Annotated in this window: 24 protein-coding genes, 1 tRNA gene and 1 pseudogene; 13 read left to right on the top strand and 13 right to left on the bottom strand. The window is 66.6% G+C overall.

The annotated features are described in order from the left end of the window. Positions 1-136: 136 nt before the first annotated feature. Positions 137-209, bottom strand: a tRNA-Glu gene (locus tag CB0101_RS12865). 108 nt (positions 210-317) lie between these two features. Then, positions 318-1,439 carry a histidine kinase gene (locus CB0101_RS12860; protein ID WP_029552718.1) on the bottom strand — a complete coding sequence of 374 codons (1,122 nt, stop codon included), beginning with the start codon at positions 1,437-1,439 and terminating at the stop codon, positions 318-320. A gap of 279 nt (positions 1,440-1,718) precedes the next feature. Between CB0101_RS12860 and CB0101_RS12855 the strand changes: the two genes are divergently transcribed. The 3 genes and pseudogenes from CB0101_RS12855 to pepN all read left to right on the top strand — a co-directional run bounded on the left by CB0101_RS12855 (position 1,719) and on the right by pepN (position 5,433). After that, positions 1,719-2,243 (top strand): hypothetical protein, encoded by a 525-nt coding sequence (locus CB0101_RS12855; RefSeq protein WP_136644298.1) that lies wholly within the window; start codon positions 1,719-1,721, stop codon positions 2,241-2,243. A 50-nt stretch (positions 2,244-2,293) separates the two neighbouring features. Then, the gene (locus CB0101_RS12850; protein ID WP_010302520.1) at positions 2,294-2,713 is read left to right on the top strand and encodes a hypothetical protein; all 420 of its coding nucleotides are present in this window, start codon (positions 2,294-2,296) and stop codon (positions 2,711-2,713) included. Positions 2,714-2,735: 22 nt separating this feature from the next. Continuing rightward, a pseudogene (pepN, locus tag CB0101_RS12845) lies at positions 2,736-5,433 on the top strand (aminopeptidase N). Here pepN and CB0101_RS12840 read toward each other — a convergent pair. Together CB0101_RS12840 and CB0101_RS12835 are read right to left on the bottom strand one after the other, a co-directional pair. Beyond that, entirely contained in the window at positions 5,430-6,551 is a 1,122-nt protein-coding gene (locus CB0101_RS12840) for a glycoside hydrolase family 10 protein (protein ID WP_246833882.1), read from the bottom strand. The pseudogene pepN and the gene CB0101_RS12840 sit on opposite strands and share 4 nt — an antisense overlap. A gap of 35 nt (positions 6,552-6,586) precedes the next feature. Continuing rightward, a complete protein-coding gene (locus CB0101_RS12835) occupies positions 6,587-7,582 on the bottom strand; it encodes a ribose-phosphate pyrophosphokinase (RefSeq protein ID WP_010303572.1) in 996 nt (331 codons plus the stop codon). A gap of 70 nt (positions 7,583-7,652) precedes the next feature. Here CB0101_RS12835 and CB0101_RS12830 point away from each other — a divergent pair, with 70 nt between their 5' ends. Continuing rightward, positions 7,653-8,234, top strand: coding sequence for a hypothetical protein (locus CB0101_RS12830; protein ID WP_010303569.1), 582 nt, complete (start codon positions 7,653-7,655; stop codon positions 8,232-8,234). On the opposite strand, the gene CB0101_RS12825 is transcribed toward CB0101_RS12830, so the two are convergent. Further along, positions 8,191-9,117, bottom strand: coding sequence for an LCP family protein (locus tag CB0101_RS12825; protein ID WP_136644297.1), 927 nt, complete (start codon positions 9,115-9,117; stop codon positions 8,191-8,193). The genes CB0101_RS12830 and CB0101_RS12825 overlap by 44 nt on opposite strands. Before the next feature lie 115 nt (positions 9,118-9,232). Between CB0101_RS12825 and CB0101_RS12820 the strand changes: the two genes are divergently transcribed. Together CB0101_RS12820 and malQ are read left to right on the top strand one after the other, a co-directional pair. Beyond that, the gene (locus CB0101_RS12820; RefSeq protein ID WP_010303564.1) at positions 9,233-10,447 is read left to right on the top strand and encodes a Coenzyme F420 hydrogenase/dehydrogenase, beta subunit C-terminal domain; all 1,215 of its coding nucleotides are present in this window, start codon (positions 9,233-9,235) and stop codon (positions 10,445-10,447) included. Beyond that, on the top strand, positions 10,447-11,934 hold the full coding sequence (gene malQ, locus CB0101_RS12815; RefSeq protein ID WP_010303561.1) for a 4-alpha-glucanotransferase: 1,488 nt from the start codon (positions 10,447-10,449) through the stop codon (positions 11,932-11,934). The genes CB0101_RS12820 and malQ overlap by 1 nt, the downstream gene beginning before the upstream one ends. Here the strand turns inward: malQ and CB0101_RS12810 are convergent. Further along, positions 11,894-12,847 (bottom strand): RodZ family helix-turn-helix domain-containing protein, encoded by a 954-nt coding sequence (locus CB0101_RS12810; RefSeq protein WP_136644165.1) that lies wholly within the window; start codon positions 12,845-12,847, stop codon positions 11,894-11,896. The genes malQ and CB0101_RS12810 overlap by 41 nt on opposite strands. Further along, positions 12,847-13,572, bottom strand: coding sequence for a pseudouridine synthase (locus tag CB0101_RS12805; RefSeq protein WP_010303557.1), 726 nt, complete (start codon positions 13,570-13,572; stop codon positions 12,847-12,849). The genes CB0101_RS12810 and CB0101_RS12805 overlap by 1 nt, the downstream gene beginning before the upstream one ends. A gap of 84 nt (positions 13,573-13,656) precedes the next feature. Between CB0101_RS12805 and CB0101_RS12800 the strand changes: the two genes are divergently transcribed. After that, complete coding sequence (locus CB0101_RS12800) at positions 13,657-14,652, top strand: RpoD/SigA family RNA polymerase sigma factor (protein ID WP_136644164.1); 996 nt, start codon at positions 13,657-13,659, stop codon at positions 14,650-14,652. Positions 14,653-14,675: 23 nt separating this feature from the next. On the opposite strand, the gene CB0101_RS12795 is transcribed toward CB0101_RS12800, so the two are convergent. Together CB0101_RS12795 and CB0101_RS12790 are read right to left on the bottom strand one after the other, a co-directional pair. Beyond that, entirely contained in the window at positions 14,676-15,143 is a 468-nt protein-coding gene (locus CB0101_RS12795) for a hypothetical protein (protein ID WP_010303543.1), read from the bottom strand. A gap of 26 nt (positions 15,144-15,169) precedes the next feature. After that, a complete protein-coding gene (locus CB0101_RS12790; protein WP_010303542.1) occupies positions 15,170-16,846 on the bottom strand; it encodes an AarF/ABC1/UbiB kinase family protein in 1,677 nt (558 codons plus the stop codon). A gap of 50 nt (positions 16,847-16,896) precedes the next feature. Between CB0101_RS12790 and CB0101_RS12785 the strand changes: the two genes are divergently transcribed. Genes CB0101_RS12785 through CB0101_RS12775 form a run of 3 tightly spaced genes read left to right on the top strand, consistent with a single transcriptional unit; the run spans position 16,897 to position 19,833 of the window. Beyond that, the gene (locus tag CB0101_RS12785; protein WP_010303540.1) at positions 16,897-18,387 is read left to right on the top strand and encodes an aminotransferase class I/II-fold pyridoxal phosphate-dependent enzyme; all 1,491 of its coding nucleotides are present in this window, start codon (positions 16,897-16,899) and stop codon (positions 18,385-18,387) included. Then, on the top strand, positions 18,314-18,928 hold the full coding sequence (gene cbiT / locus CB0101_RS12780) for a precorrin-6Y C5,15-methyltransferase subunit CbiT (RefSeq protein WP_010303538.1): 615 nt from the start codon (positions 18,314-18,316) through the stop codon (positions 18,926-18,928). Before CB0101_RS12785 ends, cbiT begins: the two co-directional genes overlap by 74 nt. Then, on the top strand, positions 18,925-19,833 hold the full coding sequence (locus tag CB0101_RS12775) for a phosphatidate cytidylyltransferase (protein ID WP_010303536.1): 909 nt from the start codon (positions 18,925-18,927) through the stop codon (positions 19,831-19,833). The genes cbiT and CB0101_RS12775 overlap by 4 nt, the downstream gene beginning before the upstream one ends. A gap of 6 nt (positions 19,834-19,839) precedes the next feature. On the opposite strand, the gene CB0101_RS12770 is transcribed toward CB0101_RS12775, so the two are convergent. Genes CB0101_RS12770 through CB0101_RS12760 form a run of 3 tightly spaced genes read right to left on the bottom strand, consistent with a single transcriptional unit; the run spans position 19,840 to position 22,453 of the window. Further along, positions 19,840-20,463 (bottom strand): DUF2993 domain-containing protein, encoded by a 624-nt coding sequence (locus tag CB0101_RS12770; protein WP_029552716.1) that lies wholly within the window; start codon positions 20,461-20,463, stop codon positions 19,840-19,842. Then, positions 20,456-21,337: an alpha/beta fold hydrolase gene (locus CB0101_RS12765; protein ID WP_010303532.1), complete on the bottom strand. Its 882-nt coding sequence runs from the start codon at positions 21,335-21,337 to the stop codon at positions 20,456-20,458. Before CB0101_RS12765 ends, CB0101_RS12770 begins: the two co-directional genes overlap by 8 nt. Before the next feature lie 6 nt (positions 21,338-21,343). Then, a complete protein-coding gene (locus CB0101_RS12760) occupies positions 21,344-22,453 on the bottom strand; it encodes an iron-containing alcohol dehydrogenase family protein (protein WP_043716912.1) in 1,110 nt (369 codons plus the stop codon). An 84-nt stretch (positions 22,454-22,537) separates the two neighbouring features. On the opposite strand from CB0101_RS12760, the gene CB0101_RS12755 reads away from it, so the two are divergent. The 3 genes from CB0101_RS12755 to gap all read left to right on the top strand — a co-directional run bounded on the left by CB0101_RS12755 (position 22,538) and on the right by gap (position 24,909). Next, positions 22,538-23,212 (top strand): TMEM165/GDT1 family protein, encoded by a 675-nt coding sequence (locus CB0101_RS12755; RefSeq protein WP_010303528.1) that lies wholly within the window; start codon positions 22,538-22,540, stop codon positions 23,210-23,212. A 69-nt stretch (positions 23,213-23,281) separates the two neighbouring features. Further along, the gene (locus CB0101_RS12750) at positions 23,282-23,842 is read left to right on the top strand and encodes a hypothetical protein (RefSeq protein ID WP_010303526.1); all 561 of its coding nucleotides are present in this window, start codon (positions 23,282-23,284) and stop codon (positions 23,840-23,842) included. Positions 23,843-23,907: 65 nt separating this feature from the next. Then, a complete protein-coding gene (gap, locus tag CB0101_RS12745; RefSeq protein ID WP_010303524.1) occupies positions 23,908-24,909 on the top strand; it encodes a type I glyceraldehyde-3-phosphate dehydrogenase in 1,002 nt (333 codons plus the stop codon). Here gap and CB0101_RS12740 read toward each other — a convergent pair. Beyond that, the gene (locus CB0101_RS12740; RefSeq protein WP_010303522.1) at positions 24,888-25,787 is read right to left on the bottom strand and encodes a malate transporter; all 900 of its coding nucleotides are present in this window, start codon (positions 25,785-25,787) and stop codon (positions 24,888-24,890) included. The genes gap and CB0101_RS12740 overlap by 22 nt on opposite strands. Positions 25,788-25,850: the final 63 nt, after the last annotated feature.

The following is a 25,850-nucleotide window of genomic DNA, read 5'->3' as shown; positions in this document are numbered from 1 at the left end:
CGATCTGAACGGTGCGGGCTCAGCGTTTGGCCCGTTGTGAATCGTTTGTAGAGCCGGTTGAGCGCCGTTGACCTGATGCCACCACTCACGCCTCAACGGCAACGAAAAAGCGGCCCTGAGGCCGCTCTTTTCGGTATACCCCCAAGGGGATTCGAACCCCTGTCGCCTCCGTGAAAGGGAGGTGTCCTAGGCCTCTAGACGATGGGGGCTAGGACTCGGTGGTGAGAACAGCATTCGGGCGATGCCCTTGTGCTGCCTGGCTTTTCAGCCGCGCCTCCGATGGGATGAAGTTACGGGTCGGAGGTGCCCTTCGTCAATCAGCTGGCGCTTTGGCCGTCCCAAACGGGCACGGTGAAGTGGAAGCAGGCGCCTTCACCCGGCTCGGACACCACCCAGATCCGGCCACCGTGCACTTCGGTGATACGCCGGCACACCGACAGCCCCACGCCAAACCCTGATGTGTTGGAGGAGGTCTGCGGCAGTCGCACCCGCTCGAGAAAGATGCGTTCCTGTTCATCGCGCGGAATGCCCGGCCCCGAGTCGCACACGCTGATCTGTAGCCACTGGCTGGTGCGGTGCAGGATCGTGAGGCTCACCTGGCCGCCGTCGGGGGTGTACTTGAAGGCGTTCTCCAGCAGGTTGAGCAGCACCTGGCGCATGCGGCGCTGATCGGCATACACATCCGGTAGATCCGTTGGGATATCGGTGAGCAGCTCCAGTCCGCGCCCCACCCACAGCTTCTCCAGCTCGAGGATCGCCTCCGCCGCAACGGGGCCCAGGGCGAGGCGCTGCGGGTTGAACAGGGCTTCCCAGCGGGTGGTTCCCACCTCCAGCAGGTCTTTGGAGAGTTGCTCGATGTCGTCGAGACGTCGTCCGAGCACGTCGCGGAAGCGGGTTTCATCGATCTGGCCGAGCTTGAGGCTCTGCAAGGCCAGTTTTGAGGCCGTGAGCGGGGTGCGCAGCTCGTGGGCCACCATCCGCAGCAGCCGCTCCTGAACCCGGAGGCGTTCGATCAGAGTTTCGTTCTCTTGGCGCAGCACCAGCAGCTGATCTTCCAGTTGCAGTTCGCGCTGGGTGCGACTGCCATCGCTTTCGGCTGGCCGAAGGCTGATGCCGAGCCCGCTCACCACCTCCAGCTGCTGCCAGCGCGGCAGCCAGTTGCGCAGCTGCTGCAGGAGGGTGTTGCCGGCAAACACCTGCTTGGGGGTGGGGTCGAGCTTGATCAGAGCCGGTGTGGCCACCAGCCGATGCAGCTCCAGCAGTTCAGGCCGTTCGGCTGGATCGGCGATCTCCAGACTCACGTCGAAGCCAAAATCCTGGTTTTCCAGGAACGCCACCAAGCCGCGCAGGTCGGGGGTGGCGCGGTGGTGCGGGGCCGCCACCAGCAGCAGTTTCAGGTAGCGGCGCTGCGAACCATCACCGTCGAGATGGGAGGGCAGGGCAAGGCCTGCCCCCCTGCGCACGTCCCCGCGCTGTTGCGGCTGGGACGTTGTGCTGACGGGGAAGCGGCTGGGTTGAGGCTCGTCGGGGGACTGTTCCCCTGCGGCTGGCACCGGCGCGCTGAATCTGCAGAAATTGTGCTTTCACCTTATGAGGTTTGGCAGGGCTGACCAGCCCCGCTATGACGACTGTGATGAGACGTTGTCGAGAGGAACGCCGTGGCCCATCCACGAGAACTCGCGACACGGGTGCATCCGGTGTCGCCCCAGCCGCCGGCGATGCGTGGCAGCCGTATTCAGTTCGACAACACCCTGCGCCGTTGGTTCAACCGCAACCTCGGCCTGTGGCGCTCCCGGCGTCAGTACTTCTTCCCTGACGACGAGGTGCTGCGCGTCGACATGCTGCTGCGGGTGCAGACCTTTGAGGATCAGGCCGAAGCGGAACCCCGCTATCGCTTCACCTGGTGGCCGGAAAAGGAATACGACTTCTTCGACATCAAGCCGCGCTACGTGCGCGAAGGCACGATGGATGCCTCCCTCTGCGGCCATCAGCTGCGGCGCAGTCACGGCTATCTGTGCGGGTCTCCCACCAAGAGCCAGATCCGCCAGGCCGATGAGCACGAGCTGGTGTTTGAGTCGCATTACCAGCAGTGGGACATCCTCGAGCACATCCGCCTGGTGGATCAGGACCGGTTCCGCGCCCGCTCCATCTACTCCTGGTGCGACGGCAATCTTGAACTGGTGGAAACGCACCACGAGATTCGCCTTGAGCCGGCCGGGCCGCCGCTGCCGGCGGATGCCTGATGGCGTTTGGCTGGTTCTGCAGCAGGATTAGGCAACATCGCTCCTGTCGCGTGCGCTCCTCCGCCAGCCGCCTCGCTCTTCTGCTGCTTCCTCTGGCTCTCACCCTGGCTCCTGTGGCTGCGGTGGCTGCACCGGCATCCGAAGCCGATATGAGCCTCTACACCCGGATCGGGGCGCTGAATGTGTGCATCGCCCGGGCTGCCGGCATCGAATTCGACAAGGCGGTGGCTGTGGCGGGTGAAACCATCGCCCAGGTGATCCAGGGCCAGCACGATGGCGCCATCGCCCAGGTGGGTCCCAAGCCGCTCACGATTGAAGAGCTGCGCAAGGGTGCGATCAACTCCGCCGTGCTCGGTGCCGTTGAGGTGTGCCCGGATGAAGTGCCTGCCGATGTGCGCAAGAAGGTGGAGGAGGTGTTGAAGAACCGCAGCAGCGCCCCTGCCGCCAGCCCCGCTCCCGCCAAGAAATAACCCCGAGCCCCACGCTCCTGCCATGGCCACCGTTCGCCTCGCCGATTACCGGCCGGCCCCCTGCCTGATCGCCCACACCAACCTCACGGTTGAGCTGTTTGCCGATCACGCCTTGGTGGAGGCCGAGTATCAGTTCGAACCCAACCCGGTTGCTGAGCCAGGCCCACTGGAGCTGCAGGGGGTGGAACTCGAGCTGCTGGAGCTCCAGCTCAATGGCGTGCCGCTGGCGGCTGAGGCCTACACGCTCGAACCCACTCGGCTGGTGCTGCATCAGCCGCCGGCGGAGCCGTTTTCCCTGCGCAGCCGGGTGCGGATTCATCCCGCGACCAACACCAGTCTGGAAGGGCTGTATGTGAGTGGTGGCATGTTCACCACCCAGTGCGAGGCGGTGGGCTTCCGCCGCATCACCTTTCACCCCGATCGTCCCGATCTGCTCAGCCGCTTCCGGGTGCGCATCGAGGCGGATCAAGCCAGTTGTCCGGTGCTGCTCTCCAATGGCAACTGCCTGGAGACCGGCCCCTTGCCCGAGGGCCGCCATTTCGCGGTTTGGGACGATCCCTTCCCCAAGCCCTCCTATCTGTTTGCCCTGGTGGCAGGCCAGTTGGAGGAGGTGCGCGATCAGTTCACCACCCGCAGCGGCCGCACGGTGCAGCTGCGCTTGCACGTGGAGCCCGGCGATGCGCCCTTCACGGCCCATGCGATGGCTTCGCTCAAGCGTTCGATGCTCTGGGATGAGCAGCGCTACGGCCTGGAATACGACCTCGATGAGTTCAACATCGTGGCGGTGCGCCATTTCAACATGGGCGCGATGGAGAACAAGAGCCTCAATATCTTCAATTCCAAGCTGGTGCTCGCCGATGCGGCAACGGCCACCGATGGTGAGCTGGAGCGGATCGAAAGTGTGATCGGCCATGAGTATTTCCATAACTGGACCGGCAACCGCATCACCTGCCGGGATTGGTTCCAGCTCTCGCTCAAAGAAGGGCTCACGGTGTTTCGTGATGCCAGCTTCACAGCGGATCTGCATTCCGCCGCGGTGAAGCGGATCGAGGATGTGTCGTTGCTGCGCAATACGCAGTTTCGAGAAGATGCCGGGCCAACGGCACATCCGATCCAGCCGGATCACTACCAGGCGATCGACAACTTTTACACCACCACGATCTATGAAAAGGGATCGGAGGTGATCCGAGTACTCCACACCCTGTTGGGTGAGGAGACCTTCATGCGCGGGATGGCTCTGTACGTGAGCCGTCATGACGGCACCGCGGCCACCTGCAACGACTTTGTGCAGGCGATGCAGGATGCGGCCGAGGAGGCCTGGGCCCAAGGGGCCGCCCTGCCGCGCTTCGATTTTGCGCAGTTTCGCCATTGGTACAGCCAGGCCGGGACTCCACAGCTGCAGATCGAGCGCCATTGGGATGGGGATCAGGGCAGCCTGCGCCTGCAGGTGCGTCAGAGCACCCCACCCACCCCTGGCCAACCCCAGAAGCAGCCCCTGGTGATTCCTCTGGTTTTGGGGCTGGTGGGCCAGGCGGGCGAACCGCTGCCGGTGCGTTTGCAGGGTGAAAGCGAGGAACAGGCCCGCGCGTCGTCGCTCAGCCACGCCTGGGGTGATGGCAGCCGGCTGGTGGTGATTGATCAGCCTGAGCAGCAGATCTGTGTGGAGGGCCTGGAGCCCTACAGCCACCCGCCAGCCCTCTCGTTGTTGCGGGGCTTTTCGGCGCCGGTGAAGCTGGAGCTGCAACGCAGCACCAATGAGTTGCTGCACCTGCTCGCTTGCGACAGCGACCCCTTTGCCCGCTGGGATGCCGGTCAGGTGCTCCTGCGTGAGGCGGTGCTGGAGCGGGCCTCCGGCTCCCCCAACGAAGAACTGGAAGAAGGCCTGGTGGCGGCCTTCGATCGGATCCTGGCGGAGGTGGGCCTGTGCGATTCCAACCGCAGCATGCTGTTGGCGCTGCCTGGTCTGCCAGAGCTCGAGGATGCGGCGGTGGCCGCGGCTGGCTGTTCCGATCCGCCGGCCCTGTTCCAGGCGTTGCTGGATCTGCAGCAGCGCTTCGGCACGGCGTTGGCTGAGCCGCTTGAGCACACGCTGGAGCGTTGCCGGCCCCAATGGCTGCTGGCCTGGCCCGATGGCGTCGGTGACCGCGATCTCACGGCCACGGCCTGGAGCTGGCGGGTGGCCGCCGGCGATGTGGGCGTGCGCGCCGAGGCGGCGGCGGCCGTGGGCGGCCCCTCGATGACCCTGGCCCGGGCGGGCCTTCGGGCCTTGCAATGCCAACACCCCCGAACGGGCGGCGGCAATGGCGGCCTTCCATGACCGCTGGCAGGAAAAGCCGGTGATCCTGGATGCCTGGTTCGCCCTGGAGGCCTCGGCACCTTTCGGTGATGGCGTGGCCCGGGTGCAGGCACTGCTCGAGCATCCGCGCTTCGATCCGGCAGCACCCAATTCGATTCGCGCCGTGTTGGGGGGCTTCGCCGGCAATGTGGCTCAGTTTCATGCGGCCGATGGCCGCGGCTATCGCTTCATGGCCGAGCAGATTGCGCAGCTCGATCAGCGCAATCCGATCACCGCCTCACGCATGGCCAAGCTGTTCAGCCGTTGGCAGAGCTACGGGCCCGAGCGCAGCGCCCGCATGCGCGAAGCCCTCGAGCAGTTGGCCGCCGCCACCCTCTCCACCAACACGCGCGAGGTGGTGGGGCAGTGCCTCGGGGCTGCCTAACGCCGAGGCGACATGGAGCTGTTGAACAGGTTCTGGTGCAATCGGCCCAGGGCCTGTTGGCGAGTGCTTCCGCCCTCGGGCCCGGCGTATTGGCCCCAGAGGCCTTCCCAATAGAAATAGATCACCCCATGGCCCCGCTCGGCGGCCAGCCGCACCTTCTCGCTCAGGGTGGGCATGGGTGTGGTGCGCCCGCCAAAGCCCGAGAGGATGCCGATCTCCACGGGGATCCCCCAGCTGCTGGCCTTCACCAGCGCCGGTTGCTGCAGATCGCGTTCGTATCCCTTGAGTGAATAGGCGTAGTTCTGCACCACCAGCTCATCGATCAGCCCGCCCAGGGCCCAGAGCTCCCAGTCCTGCAGCCAATGGTTGTAGGCAAAGCGGAAGGGTCCCGGTGACAGGCTCACATAGGGGCTGCCCTGGCCGCTGCGCTTGAGCGTGGCCCGCAACTCCCGCAGCAGTGAGCTCAGCTGTTTACGCCGCCACACCATCCAGGTGCGGTCGGTGTGGTTATCGGGGGGCTGAACGCCCTGTTCTCGCTCGTAGAGAGCGCGGGTATACGGGTCGTAGCCCAGCTCCACCGGCCAGGCGAAGTGGTCATCCAGCTGGATGCCATCCACTTTGCAGCGCTGCACGATCTCGCCGATCAGGCCAAGAAAGCGGTCGCGCACGCCGGGGTGGGCGGGGTTGAGCCACACCATGTCTTTGCCATGCATGCTCATGGCCGTGGTGCCATCACGCTTCTGCAGCACCCACTCCGGGTTCTGGCGCACCACGGCTGCATCCGCCGGCTCCATCAGGCCGTACTCAAACCAGGGAATCACTCGCATGCCGCGGCGATGGGCCGCGCTGGTCATCAGGCAGATGGGGTCGTGGCGGGCGCCCGATTGCAGCAGCGCCGGCTCCACCGGTGCCCAGCGGCTGCGGTGAAAGGTGGTGCCGCGGCTCCACACATTCGGGTAGAGGGTGTTGAAGCCAGCCTGTGCCAGTTCCCCCACAGCCCGTTCGATGCGCTGGGGCTGGTAGTAGAGGGGGCTGGGGCTGTTGGTGAGCCACACCCCCACCCGGCGCGAATCCGCCCAGGCTGCTGTGGGCAGCAAGCTGAGCAGCGCTGCTGCGATCCAGCACCGTTTCACGCCTTTCTGAACGCCCTTCCTCAACGGAACATCGAGCTCACGGAGCTCTCGTCGTGGATGCGCCAGATCGCCTCGCCCAGCATGTTGGCCACCGACAACACCTGCAGCTGCGGGAAGCGGCGATCGTCGGGCAGAGGAATCGAGTTCGTCACGATCACTTCCTCAAACAGCCCTGGAGCCGAGAGCCGTTCGATGGCGGGGCCGGAGAACACCGGATGGGTGGCGCAGGCGAGCACACGGGTGGCGCCGTTCTCGCGCAGCAGCCTTGCGCCGGCGCAGATGGTGCCGCCGGTGTCGATCATGTCGTCGATCAGGATCGCTGTCTTGCCCGCCACGTCGCCGATCACGGTGAGGCTCTCGGCCACGTTGTGGCCGGAGCGGCGCTTGTCGATGATCGCCAGGGGCGCATCGTTCATCTGCTTGGCAAAGGCCCGCGCCCGTGCCACACCGCCCACATCGGGCGAGACCACCACCACATCGCCGAAGTCGCGGCCGGCGAGGTAATCCACCAGGACCGGTGAGCCGTAGATGTGGTCGCAGGGAATGTCGAAATAACCCTGGATTTGGGCGGAATGCAGGTCCATGGCCAGCACCCGATCCACGCCCGAAACCGTGAGCAGATTGGCCACCAACTTGGCGGTGATCGATTCGCGGCCGGCGGTTTTGCGGTCGGCGCGGGCGTAGCCGTAGTAGGGGATCACCGCGGTGATCTGGCGCGCTGAAGCTCGCTTGCAGGCATCCACCATCACCAGCAGCTCCATCAGGTGATCGTTCACCGGAGCGCAGGTGGGCTGGATCAGAAACACATCGCAGCCGCGGATGGATTCCTGGATCTGGATGTAGAGCTCGCCGTCGGCAAAGCGTTTGATCACGCGGGGGCCGTCGGGAACCCCCAGGTAGGCGCCGATCTCCCGGGCCAGGGCCTGATTGGCGGTGCCACTGAACAGCCGCAGCCGGCGAGTGTCATGGGCCACGTGCGCCTGATCGACCCGTTCTGCGGTCAGGAAACTGGTCACGGCGGCCGCTGGCGCGAACGGTGGAACCCCGATCGTAGAAGCCGCCCGGATCTCTGGCTGCGCTCGATCGATGACATTGCCCTCCCCCAGCGCTGAAATCCACCGGCCCGCCTGGCCTGCGCCGGGCCTGGTGCTGGTGGCCCCCGGCGGCGTGAGCACCGTTGCAGGGGCGCCCCTGGCGGCGTTGTTGGGCCTGCGGCCGCTCGCCTGGGGCGCTGAGAGCGTGCTCGATGCCTCTGCCGCCCTGGCCAGCCTGTCCAGCGAAGCCCCGGGTTGGCTGTTGCCCCTGGCGCTCGACCCCGGCGCGGAGTTGCCCCAGCCGGGGTGTTGGTGCGAAGCGCTGGGGGCCTGGCGGCAGGCCGTGGTGCTGCAGGTTCCGGCGGCGGCGGCGGGATCCGGTGCAGCCCGGGCCTATACCGCCCTGTTGCAGGCCGCTGGGGTGCCGCTGGTGGGGCTGGTGCAGCAGGGCGGGCCCTGGGATCAAGACCGCCGGCGGGCCGACGGATTGCCCTGGCTGGGGTGGCTACCGGCGGAGCCTCGGCCGGCCGGCAGTGAAGAGGAACAGGCGGCTGAGGCCTTGCGCCTGCATCTGCTGGCCCGCTGGCAGCTCAGTTCGGCCAGGGGCGCTGAGCTTGCGCATCCAGGGCTCTGAGCGGGCTCTTGGGCTGAACCGGCGGCCGCAGCGGCAGTGTGCGGAACTCCAGCCGTTCCCCGGGCCGCAGGGCGACGGCCAGCAGGCTCAAAGCCTCGGAGCGTGTGAGGTTGGTCTCCACCTGGCCCTGCAGCTGCTGGAGCAGATCAGGCAATTGCTGCAACTGCGTGCGCTGCCCCATCTGCCGCAACACGCTTTCCACCGCCATCTGCTGGCGGTCGCGGCGCCGCTCTTCCCCATCGGTTTCATCGCGGAAGCGCAGCAGTTGCTCCACCTGCTGGCCATCCATCACCTGCAGGCCTCCTTCGAGGCGAATCGTGTACTTCTGCGTTTTGTCGGTGTATCGCATGCTCCGGTCGGGGGAGAGCTCCACCCGGCCGATGCCATCCACCAGATCCCGCAGGGCGGCCCTGGGCAGCACCACGTAGCGATCGGGCTGACCTTTGGGCAGGCCCACGAGTTGGGCGGCTGCCCCGGCCACGAGGGCGGGCCCGCCGCGTTTGTAGAGAGTGCCGAGTGCCACCGGGAGCTTGTCGCCCGGCAGCTGCACGGCGGTTTCGACCGGCAGGCTGAGCAGTTGCAGGGGCCCCTCCGGATTCACGTGCACCAGCAGCAGTGCATCGCTGTTGGCTGGCACCGCTGTGCTGCCGTTGCTGAGGCGATCGGCATCGGAGCCGATCAGGAGCACGCTGATGGCGCGGTCCGGAGCCTCGGCCAGATCGGCGGCGCTGGGGGGGCCTTGCTCGCTGGCGCTGCGATCGCCCTCCGGCCAGATCACCCCGAGCAGCGCCAGGCTGCTAGCGAGGCCTAATCCAGCGGCCAGCAGGCGAAGGGCAGCCCGTTCACGGGTGCGGCGCTGCGGGCGTGGCTGGGCGGGAGCCAAAGCGGATGTGCGATCAACATTCCCTCCACTTTGACCGAGCTCCCCGGTTTTGTTGCCCTGGCGCCAGGCGCCCTCGATAGGTTGTGCAGCCAACCACCACCCCAGGGCGGCTCCGTTGACTTCCGCTGCTTCCCCATCAGGTGCCGTCGCGCCCCATGAGCGGGCCAAACCGCTGGCCAAGGGCAGCGTGTATCCCGCCAAAGACCTCTGCAGCCAGTGCGGCCTCTGCGACAGCCGTTGGGTGGCCTATGTGAAGGACAGCTGCGCCTTCCTCAACCAACGCTTTGACGCGATGGAGGCAGCGGCCCATGGCCGCAGCCGCGATCTCGACAACGAAGACGAGCTCTATTTCGGTGTGCAGCAGCGGATGCTCACCGCCCGCCTGCAGCAACCGCTCGACGGCGCCCAGTGGACCGGGATCGTGAGCCGCATCGGTGTGCGCGCCCTGGAAACGGGCCTGGTGGATGCGGTGCTCTGCGTGGGCCAGAGCGAAGACGATCGCTTCACCCCCGTGCCGCGCCTGGCCCGCACCCCCGAGGAGGTGCTCAGCGCCCGGGTGAACAAGCCCACCCTCTCGCCCAACCTCGAGGTGCTCGAGCAGCTGCCCGGCAGCGGCATCAAGCGTTTGCTTGCCATTGGTGTGGGCTGCCAGATCCAGGCCCTGCGGGCCGTGCAGCCCACCCTGCCCCTCGATGAGCTGTTTGTACTCGGCCTGCCCTGCGTCGACAACGTGTCGCGCCAGGGGCTGCAGACCTTCCTGGAGAGCACGGTCAGTTCACCAGACACGGTGGTGCATTACGAGTTCATGCAGGACTTCCGCATCCACTTCCGCCACAGCGATGGCCGCGAGGAAACGGTGCCGTTCTTCGGGCTGGATACGCCCAAACTCAAGGATGTGTTTGCCCCCAGCTGCCTGAGCTGCTTCGACTACACCAATGCCGGCGCTGATCTGGTGGTGGGCTACATGGGTGCCACCTTCGGCCGCCAGTGGCTGACGGTGCGCAACCCGAAGGGTCAGCAGCTGCTTGATCTGGTGGAGGCGGAACTGGACGTGGCGCCCGTGAGCAGCAGCGGTCAGCGCCAGGCGGCGGTGCAGCAGGGCATTGAGGCCTACGACAAAGCCGTGAAGCTGCCGATCTGGGTTGCCAATCTGATCGGGTTCTTCGTGGAGCGCTTCGGGCCCAAGGGGCTGGAATACGGCCGCTTCTCGATCGATTCCCACTTCACCCGCAATGCGGTGTGGCTGCGGCGCCATCACCCTGACAAGGTGGAAGCACACATCCCGGCCTTTGCCCGCCGGATTATTAGCCGCTACCGGCTTCCGGATTGATGCGCAGGGCCGGCGTTCTGCTTCACCCCACGGCACTGCCGGGCTCCCCGGTGTGCGGCAGTTTCGGTGCTGAGGCCCATCGCTGGCTCGACCTGCTGGCCGATCACGGCATCAAGGCCTGGCAGCTGTTGCCCCTGGCTCCTCCCGATTCGCTCGGTTCGCCCTACAGCTCCCCCAGCAGCTTCGCCCTCAACGCTTGGCTCCTCGATGCTGAGCTGCTGGTGGCAGAAGGGCTGCTGGAGCCGGCAGACCTGAGCGAGCTGCCCCAGGGCGGCGACTCGGCGCGGTTGGATCTGGTACGGGCCGACCAACGCGCCGAGCAGCTGGGCGCCGCCCTGCTCCGGCGTTACCCCCACTGGGAGCGGGCCCAGCGGGAGCGTTTCGCCAGCTGGCGCGATCAGCAGCGCACGTGGTTGGTGGATCACTGCCGGTTCTGGGTGCTGCGGCGGCGCTTTAACGCCCAACCGTGGTGGCAGTGGCCCCAGCCTCTGGCCTGCCGCCAGCGCTCAGCCCTGCGGGCTCTCGATGCTGAAGCGCAACAGCCGCTGTTGCAGGAAGCGCTGGTGCAGTGGCAGTTGCAGGAGCAGTGGCAGCTGCTCCTGGATCACGCCCGCGAGCGCGGCATTCAGGTGATCGGCGATGTGCCGTTCTATGTGGCGCATGACAGTGCGGATGTCTGGAGCCATCGCCGGCTGTTTTCGGCCGCAGCGGACGGCAGCTTGAGCCAGCAGAGCGGTGTTCCACCCGATTACTTCTCCGCCACGGGTCAGCTCTGGGGCACACCCGTATACCGATGGCCTCTGCACCGGCTCACGCGTTTTCGCTGGTGGATCCGGCGGCTGCAGCGGCAGCTCAGCCTGGTGGATCTGCTGCGGCTGGATCACTTCCGTGCCCTGGAGTCCGCCTGGTGCGTACCAGGCGGTGATCACACCGCTGAGCGCGGCATCTGGCGCCCTTCGCCCGGTGCCAGCCTGCTGCGCCGCCTGAGCCGCCGCTACCGCGGCCGGCATCTCCCGCTGATCGCTGAAGACCTCGGTGTGATCACCCCCGCCGTGGAAGCCCTGCGCGATCGCTATGGGCTACCGGGCATGAAGATCCTTCAGTTCGCCTTCGACGGCGATCCCCACAATCCCTATCTGCCCGCCAACTACCGCGGCCACAACTGGTGCGTGTACACGGGTACGCACGACAACGCCACCTGCATCGGTTGGTGGCAGCAGCTCAGTGATGATCAGCGCCACCAGGTGGAGCAGTTGCTGGGGCCCGTGCAGGCGCCAGGTTGGCAGCTCTTGGAGTTGGCCATGGCCAGTGAGGCGGATTGGGCCGTGGTGCCACTCCAGGATCTGTTGCACCTGGGCGATGAGGCGCGTTTCAACACCCCTGGCACCAGTTCCGGCAATTGGCTCTGGCGCTTGAGCGGGAGTGTGGATCAGATCACCGGTCCGCTCAAGGGGTTTGGGGAGCTGGCGCAGCGCCACCAGCGTTAGGGGTTGGTTTTGGCAAGGGCAGGCGGTATTGGCCGGGCTGCTTGCTGATGGGAGGCAGGGCCGCGCCATTCCAGAGCACGTCCGTGGCTTTCGGAACGGGATAGATGCTGAGCTCCAGGGGTGGTTCGAGTTGCCACACCAACTGCCCTTTGCTGCCGGTGAGCTGGGAGCGCTGGCCGTTGTCGCTGCGCAGGTTGATGGTGCTGGCCTGGCTGAGGTTGAGCTCCAGTACCCCCAGCTCAGGTTGCTCGGATCCGGCCTGCTGAAGCGCGTTGAGGGCTGTGCGGCCCACTCCGCGGCTGGCCTGTTGCAGGGGCCGCAGCTCAGGGAAGGCCCCCAGCAGGGTAGTGCCCGGGGCGGCGGGCTTGCGCTGTTCGGCGGCCGGCAGTGGGGCGATGGGATTGAGGCTGAGCAGGTTGGCGGCGGCCAACTGGCGTTGCTGCAGGTTCAGGGCGTAGATCAAGCCCAGGCAGATGCCTCCGTAGAGCAGGCCCCCCTGCCAGGTGCTGAACACATCGATCGAGCCCGGTGTGAAGCGCTTGAGCAGGCCTCCGCCTTTGCCGCGGGGGCCGTGCTGCGGGCTCTGGGGGGGCAGCGCCACATCCAGGCTGCCCGCGGGCAGGTCGAGGTGCTGCTCGATCAGGGGCAGCATTGTGCGCAGATAGGCCCCTTCCGGCAGACGATCGCGCCAGCCCCGTTCGAGTGCTTCCAGCACGGGCGTGCTGATCCGGGTTTCCAGGGCGAGTTGCCGCAAATTGAGGCCCCTGGCCTCCCGCTCCTGGCGCAGTCGTCGTCCCACGGCCAGCAGGGGGTCCTCCTGAGGCATGGCAGCCCCGTTCTCCCCCGCTCGCTGGCCGGCGCTTCGGCCCAACAGGCGGCCGAGGCGGGGCAGGCGTGGGACAAGCCTGGGCATTAAGGCCGGGGGTGGGTGTCAGGCCATTCTTGGGGATCCAGGCGTCTCCAGCGACCCTCTGGTAGCTCGCCCAGTTCGATCGATCCGATCGCCACCCGCTGCAGGTCGAGCACCGGATGGCCCAGGAGCTCGGCGGTGCGGCGGATCTGGCGGTTGCGCCCCTCGTGCATCACCAGCTGCAGCTGGGTGGCATCGTGCTCTTGATCCAGGCGATGCAGGGTCACCGGTTGGCTCGGTAGTCCGTCGAGGGGCACCCCACGGGCCCAGCGATCGAGCACGGTTTGGCTGGGCTGGCCGCGCACCCAGATTCGATAGGTCTTGCTGTGCTGGAAGCGGGGGTGGGTGAGCTGCAGGGTGAGAGCGCCGTTGTTGCTGAGCAGCAGCGCCCCGCGGCTGTGGAAATCGAGGCGGCCCACCGGGTGTAGCCCCTGACCCGAGGCCAATTCCGGGGGCAACAGATCCAGAACAATCGGCCGGCCTTCAGGGTCGTGGCAGCTGCACATCACACCCGCCGGTTTATTGAGCAGCAATGCCAGAGGCGGTTGCGCCGGGCGCAGCGGTTCGCCATCGATGCAGATGGCATCGCGCTCGGGATCAGCCCGTTCTCCTAGCTCGGCGGTGCGCCCATTCACACTCACGCGCCCTGCCCGCAGCAGGGTTTCCGCGTACCGGCGCGAGCCGAGACCGGCGGCAGCGATCAGCTTCTGCAGCCGCTCTTCGGGCATGGCAAGGGCCTTTGGAGCTTCATTCTGCCCAGAAAAAAGGTGGTAGGTTTACGAAACACCTGAGTTTCGTAAACCCGTCGCTTCATGCCCTCGCTTCCGGTGATCCGTTCCGAGCGTGATGCTGCTGCCCTCGCCGGCGGCACCGACTTGGTGCGCTCCTACCTCCGGGATATCGGTCGGGTGCCGCTGCTCACCCATGAGCAGGAGATCACCCTCGGCCGCCAGGTGCAGGAGCTGATGGCCTTGGAGGAGCAGCGCGAAGAGCTGCGTCTGCGCGCCGGTGGCGAAGACCCCACTGATGCCCAGCTGGCTGAGGCGGCGCAGCTTACCCCGCAACAGCTCAAGAAGCGCCTGCGCTCCGGCCAGCGGGCCAAGGAGCGGATGGTGGCGGCCAACCTGCGCCTGGTGGTGAGCGTGGCGAAGAAATACACCAAGCGGAACATGGAACTCCTGGACCTGATCCAGGAGGGCACGATCGGCCTGGTGCGGGGCGTGGAGAAGTTCGACCCCACCCGCGGCTACAAGTTCTCCACTTATGCCTATTGGTGGATCCGCCAGGGCATTACGCGGGCGATCGCGGAGAAGAGCCGCACGATTCGCCTGCCGATCCACATCACTGAAACGCTGAACAAGCTCAAGAAAGGCCAGCGGGAACTGAGCCAGGAGTTGGGCCGCACCCCAACGGTGACGGAGCTGGCGGAGTTTGTGGAGCTGCCGGAGGAGGAGGTGAAGGATCTGCTCTGCCGCGCCCGTCAGCCCGTGAGCCTGGAAACCAAGGTGGGCGACGGCGACGACACCGAACTACTCGATCTGCTGGCAGCCGACGGGACCCAGCCGGAAGAGCTGGTGGATGGCGAGTGCCTTCGCAGCGACATGCGTGATCTGCTCGATCAGCTGCCGGAGCTGCAGGGCCGGGTGCTGAAAATGCGTTATGGCATCGGTATCGAAGAACCGATGAGCCTCAGCTCCATCGCCCGCGAACTGGAGATGAGCCGCGACCGGGCCCGCAGCCTCGAGCGCCGCGCCCACGAGGAGATGCGCCGGCTCTCTCAGCAGATGGGTGCTTATCTGGCGGCTTGAGCGCTCGGCCTTCGGCCGGATCCTTAGAAAAACTGATCGAAGTTGTCGAAATCAACGGCACTGAAGGTGCCGTTTTCCACCTGCAGCATCAGCCGCTCCAGCTGCACCCACAGGGCTCCCGCGGTGGCCAGCGACAGCAGCAGGGCCACCAGGTAGGCTGCGCCGGCGGCGAAGCTGAACACCTGCAGGCTCCCTCCGATGAACAGGGTGATGCCCAGCACGATCCCCGTGTAGCTCAGGTTGGTTTCGAAGCAGCCAAGCGGCAAGAGTGCGAGGCGATCCTGCTTCCAGCCGTTCAGCTTGTCTTGCACCAGGCGAGCGAAGGTGAGTCCGCAGAGCACGCCCATCGCCAGGCCCACCCCCGCCACCACATAGGGCGGCTGCAGGAACGGCGCAAACTCCAGCAGGATTTCCTGGGCATCCAGGTCGCCGTAGTCGCCGCTGGCCATGTCCTGGGCGGCTTCGCTCAGGTTGATCGGGGCCAGAGACATCGCGGTGCGTTCAGGTGGCGCCGACCCTAAGCGGCCAGGGGATTGAGCCGGGTGAGCAGCTGATCCCGCAGACGCCGCACCAGGCGCTGGGGAGCAAAGGTGCGGCCCAACAGGTCCATCAGACCCCGCAGGTCTTCGGTATTGAGGCGGTCGTCGCGCACCAGGGTGAGCAGCAGCCGCTCTCGGATGCTGCGGCCTTCCTGACCCAGCAGCAGCTTCAGCCCTGCACCGGCCACGGGTAGCAGCTCAGCACCCACGGCGCTTTCATCGTTTTCCACCACTGCCAGCAGGCTTTCGAGCCGTTGCACCTGCAGGCGCCCGTCGCTATCGAACAACACCTCCAACAGTTTTTCGCGCATCTCGGCGGTGTCGCCCGCCAGCAGGCGCTTGGCCACGTAGGGATAGGCCACACGGATGATCCGGAAACTGGGATCGAGCCGCAGGGCCAGACCCTCCTGGCTCACCACGGCGCGGATGATCAGGGCAAACCGCGCCGGCACCCGGAAGGGATAGGCGTACATCAGCTCCGAGAAGCGATCGGTGATCGCTTTGAAGTTGAACGAGCCCACGTTGTCTCCCAGGGCGCCGCCAAGCACCTCCTCAAGGGCCGGCACGATCGGGGCGAGATCGGTGTTGGGGTTGAGAAAGCCCAGATCCACAAAATCTTGGGCTAGGGATTGGAAGTCGCGGTTGATCAGGTGCACCACCGCGCCGGTGAGGGTGAGGCGGTCGCTGTCGCTGATCGAATCCATCATCCCGAAATCCACATAGGCCAGATGGCCCAGGGCTCCGGTTTTGCCGGGCAGGGCAAAGAGGTTGCCGGGATGTGGATCGGCGTGGAAGTAGCCGAATTCCAGGAGTTGCTGCAGCCCGGAAATCACTCCCGTGCGGATCAACGAGGAGGGATCGAGGTCCTGCGCTTCCAGTTCCTGGCGCTGTTGCAGCTTGGTGCCTTCGATCCAGGTGGTGGTGATCACCCGCTGGGCCGAGAGGCTGCGGTCCACCCGCGGCACGATCACCGCGGGGTTGCTGGCAAACAGCCGGCCGAAGCGCTCCGCGTTGTCGGCTTCGCGGCGGTAGTCGATCTCCTCAAACAACGACCGCCCGAATTCATCGATGATGTCGCCGAGGCCGAAGCCGAGGTTGAGGGGCAGCAAGGGTGCAGCCATCACCCCCAGCAAGCGGATCAGCACCATGTCGCGGCGCAGTTGTTGGGTGAGGTTGGGGCGTTGCACCTTCACCGCCACCCAGCTCCCCCCCACCGGTTTGGCCCGATACACCTGGCCGAGGCTGGCGGCAGCCACGGGGTAATCGGGAAACTCCTCAAACAGCTGCTCCACCGGCGCCCCAAGCTCCTCCTCGATGGTTCGCAGGGCGATGGCGTGGGGGAAGGCGGGCAGGTTGTCTTGGAGCTTGGTGAGCTCATCGAGCCAATCGCGCCGCACCAGATCCGGGCGCGTGGAGAGGGCTTGGCCGAGCTTGATGAAGCAGGGGCCCAGGTTGGTGAGGGTGGTGAAGATGCGTTGGCCGAGCTTCTGCTGCACCTTCGGATCACGGCTGCCGCTCTGCAGCACCAACACCAGGGCGAGCCCCACCAGTTGGCTCACCAGCACCACCAGCCGGCTGATCAGGAGCCAGGGGCGCAGCAGCAGCCAGCGCAGATCAGCCCCCGGGTCGTAGCGATGGGCGGGGCTGCTCAACACAGGGGCGCACGCAAAGAAGGGCAAACTCTAAGAAGAACGCCCGAGGGGCCATGGCTCTGCTGGAGCGTCTGTTGGCGGCTCCGCCGCTTCTGCCCCTGCACCTGCCCGCCCATGGCCGGGGCCGCGCCTTGGCACCGGGGCTGCGCCGCCTGCTGCGGCAGACCCCGGGTAGCTGGGATCTTCCCGAATTGCCGGAGATCGGCGGGCCGCTCGAGACCGAGGGTGCGGTGGCCGAGGCGCAGGCTGCCGCCGCAGAGCAGCTGGGGGCAGAGCGCTGCTGGTTTGGCGTGAACGGCGCCAGTGGCCTCCTGCAGGTGGCGTTAATGGCTCTGGCCAAGCCCGGCGATCGGGTGTTGCTGCCGCGCAACCTGCACCGCTCACTGCTGCATGGCTGCCTGCTCGGTCAGTTGCGGCCGGTGCTGTTTGACCTGCCCTTCGATCCGGCCACGGGGTTGTGGCTGCCCCCGACCCCGGCCTACCTGGAGCGGCATCTGGCCGAGGCCCTGGCGGCTGGACCGCTGGCGGCGGTGGTGTTGGTGTCGCCCAGCTATCAGGGCTTGGCGGCTGATCTACCAGCCCTGGTGGCGCTGGCCCATCAACGCGGCTTGCCGGTGCTGCTCGATGAGGCCCACGGCGCCCACGGCGGGCTCGATCCCCGTCTTCCGGCTTCGGGCTTGGCCAGCGGCGCCGATTTGGTGGTGCAATCGCTGCAGAAGGCGGCGGGCGGTTTGGCCCAGAGCGCGGTGCTGCTGCAAGGGGCTTGCGCGGATGCCCAGGCCACTGCAGCCCGCAGCGAAGCGATCGAGCGGGCCTTGCTCTGGTTGCAAACCTCCAGCCCCAGCGCTCTGTTGCTCGCGGCGGCGGCCACAGCCTTGGATCACTTGCACAGTGCAGCAGGCGGGCGACAATTGGCCCGCGCCGTCGACACCGCCCTGGAGCTCAGGCGGCGGCTCGAGCAGGTGGGCGTGCCCCTGTTGAGCAGCGACGATCCCCTACGCCTGTGCGTGCACACCGCCGCGCTGGGCATCAACGGGCTCGACGCCGATGCCTGGATGATGGAGCGGGGCGTGATTGCGGAGTTACCCGAGCCCGGTTGCCTCACGTTTTGTTTGGGGTTGGCTCCACCGCGGCGGGTGCTGCGGGTGCTGCCGAGGCGTCTGTTGGCGTTGCAGAGCGCATTGGGAGGCCCCCCGCTTGCTGCCTTCTCGGCGCCGCCCCTGCCGCCGGTGGCGGAGCCGGAGCTGCCGCTTGAGCAGGCTTGGCGGGCGCCGCAGCAGCGGGTTCCCTTGGCGGCGGCCAGGGGCCGGCTGGCGGCCGAACCGCTCTGCCCCTATCCCCCCCGGGATCCCTCTGCTGATTCCAGGGGAGCGCATCGACGCCGCCCGGGCGGATTGGTTGGTGCAGCAACAACAGCTGTGGCCCGGCCAGATCGCGTATACGGTGAAGGTTGTGGCCGATTGAGAGCCGATGGGCGCGTCCGGCGATGGCCCCTTCCAGTGGGACTTCGTGACGCCTGGGCTGCCGGATGCCGCCTTTGCTGATGCGCCCGGCTTCAGCCCCACGCCCCTGGAATTGCGGGTGATGTTGCTGGCCCATCTGCGCCCCCGCCCCGATTCACTGGTGTGGGATGTGGGTGGCGGTACCGGAGCGCTGGCCTTGGAGATTGCCCGTTTGATGCCCGCCGGCCAGGTGCACACCCTCGAGCGCGACCCCGAAGCGATCGAGCTGCTCAAGCGCAATGCCCGGCGCTTCGGCGCCACCAACCTGCACATCCATGCCGGGGATGCCCCCGAAGGCCTCACCCAGCTGCCGCCGCATCCCGATCGGGTGTTGCTGGAGGTGGGGCGCCCCTTGCGGCAGGTGCTTGATCTGGTGTGGGAGGCCTTGGTGCCGCAGGGGCGCCTGGTGATCAGCACCGCCAGCCTGGAGGGCCTGGTGGATGCCACCGACACGCTGGGGCGTTTGGAAGCCCGCGACCTGCAGGTGGTGCAGGCCACGGTGCATCGCATGCAGCGCCGCGGTCGTCAGGCCAGGCTGGCCGCGGCCGAACCGTTGTTTTTGATCGCCGCCGAACGCCCTTGATCCCCTCGCCCCGATCCCGCACCTCTCCCCAGCGCCTGCTCAGCGGTTACGCCGTGGGGGCGTTTGGCTTTGTGGTGGTGGTGTTGGGGGGCTGGTGGTTCACCCTCGCTCTGGGGGTGATGGTGCACCTGGGGCTGCTGGAGTATTTCCGGTTGGCGCGCTTCAAGGGCATCCGCCCCGCCAGCAAAACCACGCTGGTGGTGGTGCAGTTGCTGTTGATCACCACGCAATGGGCCCATGGCGGCGATGCCCAGGCGCTTGGCTTTTCCGCCGATCTGGCGGCCGCGGTTCTTCCCCTCTCCGGAGCGGCGATCTGCGGCTGGCTGCTGCTGCAACCCCTCACCGGCAGCATCGCCGATATCGCCGCCTCAATCTTTGCGCTCTTTTATCTGGGCTTTTTGCCCAGCTACTGGATCCGCCTGCGCGATCTCACCGATCCGGCGCTGGCGCCGCGGCTGAGTGGCCTCAGCCAGGCTTGGCCCCATCTCAGCTCCGGCATGGTGCTGATGCTGATGGCTTGCTTTCTGATCGTGGCCACCGATATCGGCTCCTATGTGATCGGGCGCCGCTATGGCCGCCGGCCCCTTTCGCCGATCTCACCGGGCAAAACCGTGGAAGGGGCATTAGGCGGTGTGGGCTGTGCAGCGCTGTTGGGGGGGCTGTTTGCTGAGCTGCTCGGCTGGAATTGGGGCTGGGCCGTGGGGGCTCTGCTGGGGATGGTGGTGGCCCTGTTTGCCCTGGTGGGGGATCTCACAGAATCGATGATGAAGCGCGATGCCGGCGTGAAGGATTCAGGAGATCTGCTGCCAGGCCACGGCGGCATCCTCGATCGCATCGACAGCTATCTGTTCACCCCGGCGGTGTTTTTCACCGTGGTCACGCTGCTGTTGCCGTTGATTCGCTGAGGAGCCTCAGGGCGACACCCGCGCCCGGCCATGCAGCTGCAACACGCCGCCTTCGAGGTTGGCGTCGCGGATCTCGATGTTGGGATCGCTGGGGAGCGACACGCAGGGGCGACCCTCCACACCGCAGAGCTGCAGGCCCCCATCCACGGCACGGGGAACGGTTGCGCAGCGCTGATCCTGCGCCTGGAGCACCAGCTGGTCGCGCTCGATGCTCACGCTTTGCAAGGGGGTCAGGCCCAAGAGCCCATCCACCAGCTGATCTCCCAGGGGGCGCCAGTGCGGTGTGCAGAGGGAACGGCCCAGCCCGCCGGCGCTGAACACCACACTCCCCTCGATCTGGAACGGCTGATCAAGCTGCACCGCCTTGCCGCGCAGCAGGTTGCCCACTTGCACCTCGATCGCATCGCTGCGCAGCTCCACCCGCTCGATCTCCAGCGAGCTGTACACCACGCCCCTGGCCACCAGGCTCACGCCATCGAGGCGGCCGCGCAGCAGCCCCAGGCTGGATCCATGCAGCTGCAGCTCCAGGCTGTCGACCGCCTCGCATTGCTGGCGAATCCAGAACTGCAAGCCGCTGGCCAGAAGTTGCAGCACCGGGCTTGAGCGGGGTGTCTGCGTGTCGTCAGCCATGCCAGATGCGAGCCACGGTGGCGGGCTGGTCGATGTGGGGCAGATGCCCGCAGCACTCCAGCTCAGTGATCCGCTCTCCTAACAGAGCCTGTGCGGCGCGTTTCTGGGGTGGCCGCAGGATGCGGTCGTTCTGGCCCCAGAGCACCTGCAGGGGTTGCGGCGGTAGCGGATCTCCGCAACCGGCGAAACCGCCGCTGCGGGCAAAGGCCCCCAGGGCTCCTGCCCAGTTGGGACACGCCAGATGCAGCGAGGCGATTTCCAGCTCCGCAGGCCCCACATCCCGATCCGGCATCGCGAAAGCGGAGCGGCACAGCCCCCGGCGGATCGCGGGCAATCCGAGGAAGCGGGCTCCCAGCTGATCGAGCAGAGGCGGCACCGGCATTGGTTGGCCCGTTAGGCCGGCGGGGGCCAGCAGCAGCAATCGCTCGATCTGCTCGGGGCAGCGGCGTGCCAGCTCCACGGCCACCGAGCCGCCCATGGAGGCGCCGATCAAGCCCACCTGCACTGCTCCGCTGCGCCGGATCAGCTCCTGCAGCACCTGCTCGAGGTGATCGAGCACGGCCGCCGGGCCGTAGGGGGCGTTGAGGGGTCTAGGGCAGAAGCCGAAACCGAACAGATCCGGAATGAACAGCTGATGGTGCGGGGCCAGCAAGGGGGCCAGCCGCCTGAACTCCAAATGCGAGCTATCAAAACCATGCAGCGCCAGCAGCGGTGGCCCTTCGCCGATCACCGCCACCGGCCATGGGCCGCCTTCTAGATCCGGTAGAGACCACCACTGCACCGCAGCGGCAAGGGCCCGGCCGTCGGGATCAAGCAGGTGCTCAGCGGCGTGGGCCAGGAGTTCCTGGGGGGAGGCGGAGGGTGCCGTTGTCATCACGGATCAACCCTGGCTGGCGCTCAATTTGGCTTCGCTGCTGGTGGTGGTGCTCACCAGCGCGGCGAGCACATCGCTGGGTTGCACGTTGAAGGGCAGGTGATGGAGGTCGGATCCTGGCCGGCAGGCAAAGGCCGCCACTTCCTGGAGCTCGCTGAGGCTGGCCCGCTCCAGGCCGAGGTCGCCCAGGCTCACGGGCAGCCCCAGCTCCTGGAACAACGGCAGCAGCTGCCGGCGTGCCTGCCCCGCCAGGCGGTTGCCGCCGATCACCTCCTCCAGGCGCAGCTGCACCAGGATCCCGAAGCCCACCTTGGCGCCATGCAACTGGCCATGGCTGGCCTCCAGTTGGGTGAGGCCGTTGTGCACTGCGTGGGCGGCCACGGTCCGGCAGCGGGCGCCGCCGATGCCGCCGATCAAACCGGCCGTGAGGCCGCAGGCCTCGGCCACTCGTACCCACGCTTCTCCGCCTGGCTGGGCCATCGCCTCGCCGGCCTCCAACAGCAACTGATCGCGCAACACCCGTGCCATTTGCACCGCCTGTTGCACCATCCCATCGCTGCTGGCACCGCTGCTCACCGAGGCCTCGTACCACTTGGCCATGGCATCGGCGATGCCGCTGGCCAGGGTGTGGGCGGGTGCCTGGCGCACCAGGGCGTGGTCGAACACCAGCAGATCAGGGCAGCGCTCCAGGGCTACGTCGCCTTCAAAGGCCCCTTGGGCTGAATAAAGGTTGGCCAGGGCCGTCCAGCCGGCACAGGTGGCGGCGCTGGTGGGCACGGTGATGCAGGCCAGGCCATGGCGGAAGGCCAGCAACTTGCCCGCATCGAGCACCTTGCCGCCGCCGGCAGCCACCACGGCATCGCAGGCGTTGCTGCGCAGGATCGCGCTGATCCGCTCCAGATCGCTCTCGCAGCAGTCGTGGTTGAGCTCGGCCTCGCTCAGCGTGAGCCCCAGCTGCTGCAGATCCACGCCCAGCTGCCCGCGCAGTTGGCGGGTGGCCGGGCTGCGGCCCAGCAGCAGAGGCCGGCTGCAAAGCGTTTGGATCGCCGGCCACGACTCCTGCCAGGCCCCTTCACCCCGCAGAACAACCGCTGGAGCGATAGCGAGTTGCTGCATGGAGGTGCCCACGATCAGCCCAATTGCCAAGAGTCCACTGTAGAAGTGACGGGCGCAGCGCATTCGCTGGTCTCGCGATCAGGCATGGCACCTCCACTTCCCTCCGATCCGGGCCTGGCGGCCTTTGGTTCGAGCCTCACGGCCATCACCCTGGCGGAGCTGGGTGACAAGACCTTCTTTATGGCCTTGATCCTGGCGGTGCGTCACAGCGCCCGGCTGGTGTTTGTGGGGGCTTTTGCGGCCCTGGCCGCCGTCACCCTGCTGTCGCTGGGTGTGGGTTACGGCTTGCGGGAGTTGCTGCCCCAGAACCTGGTGCCTTGGCTTGCGGCGGTTCTGTTCCTGGGATTTGGCATCAAATTGCTCGTGGATGCCCAGTCGCTGGGGGCCGGCGCGGCTCAGGAGGAGGCCGAGGAGGCGGAAGAGGCGGTGAATGCCGCGGAGCAAGGCAACGGCCAGGGCGGTGCATGGGCCGTGATCTGGGAAGCCTTCGCGCTGGTGTTTGTGGCGGAGCTGGGGGATCGCACCCAGTTCGCCACGATCGTGCTGGCCACTGCGCCGGCTCAGGTGTTCAGCTTTGCGGGGCTCCTCGCCGGCACCCTGGCCGGGCACGCGCTGGTTACCTGGCTGGCGGTGGGGGCTGGTAAGTGGGTTGGCGGTCGAGTCAACGAACAGCTGCTCTACCGGCTCAGTGGTGGTTTGTTCGTAGCCTTTGGCCTGGTGTCGCTGCTGCAGGGCCTGGCTTCGGTGGCCGGCCGCTGATTCTTCGGCTTTCCCCCTGTCTACAGGGCCCGTTTGGCGTCAGATTGAGTGCAGTGGCGTGAGCAGGGCATGGCAAAGCGTGGATGGCGCACGCGCCTGGCCGACACCTTGATGCGTTGGGGTGCAGCGCTGCGGCCCCCCCAGCCGTTGCCACCAGCCCCCACCCGCATCAGCCTGCCTGCGGAGCCCCGGCAACCGGCCCAGATGAGCCAGCTGCCGGGCGTTCGCCCGCCGCTCTCGATTGAAAAGGCGGTGCGCAACCGCGATCTCACGGTGCTCAAGCGTGAAGCCTGCGATGCCCTCGCGGCGCTGGCAGCCGCCCATGCCCTGGTGACCTCGGCACGGCTTGGGCAGATCCAGAACCTGCGTACCGATCTGGAGCGCGGTGAGCTCGAAGAGCAGGATCTTGCCGACCTCGCCGGCGACTACCAGGCCTGGCAGAACGATCAGGTGCGTTTGTTTGATGCGTTGGCCCTGGTGCTGGGCATGGCGGTGCCGGAAGGGCGCGCCTTCGACCAGATCGACGAAGAGATGGTTGAAGCGGCCGAGGCGCATCTCAACGCCCTGGCGGCTGAATATCAGCGCCGTTTGCTGAGTGATCAGTTCGAAGCGGGTCAGAAGGAAGGCTGAGGGCGCTGAACCCTGGCCCGTATGGTGAGCCTTGATTAGCTGCTTTTCACTCAGGGAGGTCTCCGATGAGCATCCGCGTCGGCATTAACGGCTTTGGCCGGATTGGTCGCCTCGCCTTCCGCCGTGCCGTCAGCCTGCCGGATGTGGAGGTCGTGGGTATCAACGACCTCATCGATGTGGAGTATCTGGCTTACATGCTCCGCTACGACTCCACCCATGGGCGCTTCCAGGGTGATGTGCGTGTGGAGAACGGCCAGCTGGTGGTGAATGGCAAGGCTATTCGCATCACCGCTGAGCGCGATCCCAACAACCTCAACTGGGGAGCGGTGGGAGCCGACTACGTGCTGGAGAGCACCGGCTTCTTCCTCACCGATGAAGCAGCCCGCGCCCACATCAACGCTGGCGCCAAGCGTGTGGTGATGAGCGCTCCCTCCAAGGACGACACCCCCATCTTTGTGATGGGCGTGAACCACAAGAGCTACGCCGGTCAGCAGATCGTGTCGAACGCCAGCTGCACCACCAACTGCCTGGCCCCGATGGCCAAGGTGCTGCACGACAACTTCGGCATCGTGACTGGTCTGATGACCACCGTGCACGCCACCACCGCCACCCAGAAAACGGTGGATGGCCCTTCGGTGAAGGATTGGCGCGGTGGCCGCGGCGCCGGCCAGAACATCATCCCCAGCTCCACCGGCGCCGCTAAGGCCGTGGGCCGGGTGATCCCTGAGCTCAATGGCAAGCTCACCGGCATGGCCTTCCGCGTGCCCACCCCCGATGTGTCGGTGGTGGATCTCACCGTGAACCTGGCGAAGCCCGCCACCTATGAGCAGGTGAAAGCCGCCATGAAGGCCGCCTCGGAAGGCGAACTGGCCGGAATCCTTGGCTACACCGAAGACGACGTGGTGTCCAACGACTTCCTTGGCGAGAGCTGCACCTCGGTGTTCGATGCCGGCGCCGGCATCGCCCTCACCGACACCTTCATGAAGCTGGTGTCCTGGTACGACAACGAGTGGGGCTACAGCTGCAAGTGCATCGATCTGATGCGTCACATGGCCACAGTCGCCTGAGCCAGTAGCCAGGCCCAGAGGGGCACGCTGATCAGCGAGAACAGCGTGCTCCACAGCACCAGTTGCGCAGCCGGGAGTGACTCCCGGCTTTTTTGTGGGCTGGCTTCGGCCAGCAACAGCACCGACATCGCCGTGGGTGCAGCGGCTTGCAGCACCAGGGCATCGCGCAGCAGTGGTGCCCAACCCAGCGATTGCGTGACCACAAGAGTGAAAAGCGGAAGGCCCAACAACTTGATCAAAAGCGCGGGCCGTAGGCCTTTGGCTTCGATCCGCTGGCCGACCAGGAGGCCAAGCCGCATGCCCACCAACAACAACATCAGCCAAAGCACCAGCCGAGCCGGCCACCACAGCGCCGTGGCGATCGGCGTGCGCCACGGGGAGAGCAGCAACGGCAACGCCACCAGCAGGGCTTGAACCACCGGTGTTCGCAACAGCTGTTGCAGCAGCTGCAAGGGCCGTGCCCGCTCGCCGGTGAGCAGCAGTGGGCCCAGGCTCCAGGTCACCAGTGTGCCCACGAGGTCGTAGGTGATGCTGAAACTGAGGGCTTCCGGCGGCAGGAGTGCCAGCGCTACTGGGAGGCCGAAATAGGTCGTGTTGCCCACCACGGCACCGAGTTGCAGGCTGCGCCGCGGCAGTAGGCGTTGGCTGCAGGCGCGTTGCGTGATCAGCAAGCCACCTCCTGTGAGCCCCAGGCTGAACAGGGCCGCCTGCAGGTTGCCGCTGTGAACGCCTCCCTTGAGCAGCAGACCCACGAGGCTGATCGGAACCCCCCAGCGCAGCAGATGCGGTGCCAGGCGCTGGGGCAGCTGAGGCCACACGCGCCCCAAGGCCATGCCGCACAGCAGACAAGGCGCCAGTTCGAGCAGCAGCTGCAGCATCCCTTCACCCTGCCAGCCGTTGCCGTCCGCCGCTGACAGCGCTAACGCTGAAGCAGCTGCGGG

The sequence above is a fragment of the Synechococcus sp. CB0101 genome (assembly GCF_000179235.2).
Lineage (GTDB): Bacteria > Cyanobacteriota > Cyanobacteriia > PCC-6307 > Cyanobiaceae > Vulcanococcus.
The sequence above is the reverse complement of the archived record's forward strand: the minus strand, read 5'-3'. Positions and strand labels throughout refer to the sequence as shown.